Annotated in this window: 2 protein-coding genes; one reads left to right on the top strand and one right to left on the bottom strand. The window is 69.4% G+C overall.

From position 1 onward, the window contains the following. Nucleotides 1-56: 56 nt before the first annotated feature. Entirely contained in the window at nt 57-1,790 is a 1,734-nt protein-coding gene (locus tag FEF15_RS18990) for a formate--tetrahydrofolate ligase (protein WP_163561014.1), read from the bottom strand. 203 nt (nt 1,791-1,993) lie between these two features. On the opposite strand from FEF15_RS18990, the gene FEF15_RS18985 reads away from it, so the two are divergent. Beyond that, entirely contained in the window at nt 1,994-3,040 is a 1,047-nt protein-coding gene (locus FEF15_RS18985) for a GlxA family transcriptional regulator (protein WP_163561012.1), read from the top strand. Nucleotides 3,041-3,102: the final 62 nt, after the last annotated feature.

Genomic DNA, 3,102 nt, shown 5'->3' with positions numbered 1-3,102 from the left:
GCCTGAGAAGTGGGAAGCCTCGCCCGTGGCGCGTCAGCGCTTAGGGCGGGGAGCAGTCACAACAGCCCGACGATTTCGCCGTCATCGTCGATGTCGATGCGCGAGGCAGCGGGCTCGGCGCCAAAGCCCGGCATGGTTCGGATGTCGCCGCACAGCGCGTAGACGAAGCCGGCTCCGGCGGAGAGTCGCACCTCGCGCACCGGCAGGGTCCAGCCAGTAGGGGCGCCCAACAGCGTGGGGTCGGCGGAGAGGGAGAGGTGACTCTTGGCGATGCACACCGGCAGGTGCCCGTGGCCCTGTGCCTGGAACGCCTCGAGCTGACGGCGTGCCTGGGGGGCTAGGGCGATCCCTTCGGCACCGTAGATCCGGGTGGCGATGCGTTCGATCTTGTCGGCCAGTGGCAGCGTATCGGGGTAGAGAAAGCGGAAGTCGCCGCCTTCCTCGGCCGCTTCGGCGACCGCATCGGCCAGCTCCAGGGCGCCGGCGCCACCGTCGCGCACGTGGGTCGAAACCGCGGCGCGCACCCCGGCGGCCGCGGCGATGTCGCGGATGGCCGCGTGCTCGCTGGGGTGGTCCGAGGGAAAGGCGTTGATCGCCACCACCGGGGTGAGGCCGTGGGCGCGGACGTTGTCGATCTGCTTGACCAGGTTGGCGGCGCCAGCCTGCACCTCCTCGGGGCTCTCGGCCTGCATGGCGGCGGGCAGCGGCTGGCCAGGACGCACCACATGGCGACCCGAGTGGTACTTGAGGGCACGTACCGTGACCACCAGCACCGCGGTGTCTGGCGTGAGGCCCGAGGTGCGGCACTTGATGTTGAAGAAGCGCTCGGCGCCCATGTCCGCGCCGAAGCCCGCCTCGGTGACCAAGAAGTCGCCGCCGTGAAGGCCGAAGCGGTCGGCGACGATGGAGGAATTGCCGTGGGCGATATTGCCGAACGGCCCGGCATGGATCAGCGCCGGGGCATGCTCCAGGGTCTGCAGCAGGTTGGGCTTGATGGCCTCCTTGAGCAGGGCGGTCATGGCCCCGGCCGCACCGATGTCGTCGGCAGTGACCGGTTCGCCGTCATGGGTCTCGCCCACCACCATGCGCCCCAGCCGCTGGCGCAGGTCCTGCAGGGAGTCGGCCAGGGCGAGCACGGCCATGACCTCGGAGGCGGCGGTGATCTCGAAGCCGCTCTGGCGCGTCACGCCGTCGCCGCGCCCGCCAAGCCCGGTGACCACATGGCGCAGGGCGCGGTCATTGAGGTCGAGCACGCGTAGCCAGCGCACGCTCTGCGGGTCCAGGTCGACGCCGCGGCGGTGGTGGAGATGGTTGTCGACCATGGCGGCCAGCAGGTTGTGGGCGGCGGTGACCGCATGGATGTCACCGGTCAGGTGCAGGTTGATGCGCTCCATGGGCACCACCTGGCTGAGGCCGCCGCCGGCCGCGCCGCCCTTGAGGCCTAGCGTCGGCCCGAGCGAAGGCTGGCGCAGCGCCACGGCCGCGCCGTGACCCAGTTGCTGCAGGCCCTGGACAAGGCCAATGGCGGTGGTGGTCTTGCCCTCGCCGAGGGGGGTGGGGGTGATCGCCGAGACCACCACATAGCGCCCTCGCGGCCGTGTCGCCAGGGCATCCAGCGCCCCCGGGTCGAGCTTGGCGACGCCGCGCCCATAGGGCTCCACGGCCTCGCCGGGCACATGGAGTCGATGTGCGATCTCCTCGATGGGCCATAGCCGCGCCTGACGCGCCAGGGTGAGGTTGTCCAGTGGCTGGGACGCCGCCTCGGCGACGGCCTGAGAATGAGGTGCCATGGCCCTGCCTCCTCGATACGGTCTTGCTGGGTGAATCCTGCCTTCTCCCAGTATTTTCCCCAGCCGGTGCCGGCATTTACCCGCTGGCGTCAGGCGGCTTGGTGACAGCGACACGCGATCATCGGTCGTGCAACTTGCGCTCCATTTCCGTTGTCGCTAAACCAAGGGCGAGGAGAACGTGAGCGAGGTGTGTCATGGGGCCCATGGAACTGCCGATCGACGGCCGCTACGACATCGGCTTTTTGCTGGTGCCGGGGTTCTCTCAGCTTGCCTTCTCCTCGGCGCTCGAGCCGCTGCGCATGGCCAACCACCTCACCGACACGCCGCTCTACCGCTGGCACCTGCTGAGTCGCGACGGCGCTCCGGTCGAGGCCAGCAGCGGCCTGGCGAGTGGCGTCGACGGCTCCATTCAGCAGGCGCCGCAGCTCGATATGCTGCTGGTGTGCGCCGGTTTGGAGGTGCAGCGCCACTGTGACCGGGTCACCCTGCAGTGGCTGCGCCGCCAGGCTGGTCGCAACATCCCGCTCGGAGCGGTGTGCACCGGCGGCTACGTGCTGGCCCAGGCGGGGCTGCTCGATGGCTACCGCTGTACCCTGCACTGGGAGCACATCTCGAGCCTGCACGAGGCGCTGCAGTTCCCCCGGGTGACCTTCTGCTCGCAGCTCTTCGTGCTCGACCGTGATCGCTACACCTGCTCCGGTGGCATCGCGCCGCTCGACATGATGCTCACCCTGATCGCTCGTCAGCAGGGCCTGGCGCTGGCCGAGGCCATCGCCGAGGAGTTCATTCACGAGCGGATTCGCGGCGTGGGTGACCGCCAGCGCAACCCGCTGCGCGTGCGCCTGGGTCACAGCCACCCCAAGCTCGAGGAGGTGGCCACCCTCATGGAGGCCAACCTGCAGGAACCGCTGACCTTGGACGAGTTGGCCAGCCACGCCAACCTCTCGCGGCGCCAGCTCGAGCGGCTCTTCCAGCGCTATGTCGACTGCCCGCCGCTGAAGTACTACATGGATCTGCGCCTGATGCGCTCGCGCCTGCTGCTGCGCCAGACCCACATGCCGGTGACCGACGTGGCCATGGCCTGCGGTTTCGTCTCGCCGCCTCACTTCACCAAGAGCTACCGCGACCGCTTCGGCCATTCGCCCAGCCAGGAACGTCAGCGGCGGCACGAGCGCGTATCGGAGGCCCAGACGGCCCACGCCGCCGATAGCGCTCGGCTACCCGCGTCCCGCGTCGACCCCGCCGAGTGACGTCAGCAGAAATCCGCGAGAACCCTCGCCCACTCGGGCGGGGAGGAAAGCGGGCAGTGCGA

It is taken from the genome of Halomonas sp. NO4 (assembly GCF_010994375.1).
Classification (GTDB): domain Bacteria; phylum Pseudomonadota; class Gammaproteobacteria; order Pseudomonadales; family Halomonadaceae; genus Halomonas.
This window is presented reverse-complemented; position numbering and strand designations above follow the sequence as displayed.

Excerpts from the sequence above, each read along its gene's own strand:
- FEF15_RS18990 (WP_163561014.1), bottom strand. The coding sequence starts at position 1,790 with ATGGCACCTCATTCTCAGGCCGTCGCCGAGGCGGCGTCCCAGCCACTG.
- FEF15_RS18985 (WP_163561012.1), top strand. The coding sequence starts at position 1,994 with ATGGAACTGCCGATCGACGGCCGCTACGACATCGGCTTTTTGCTGGTG.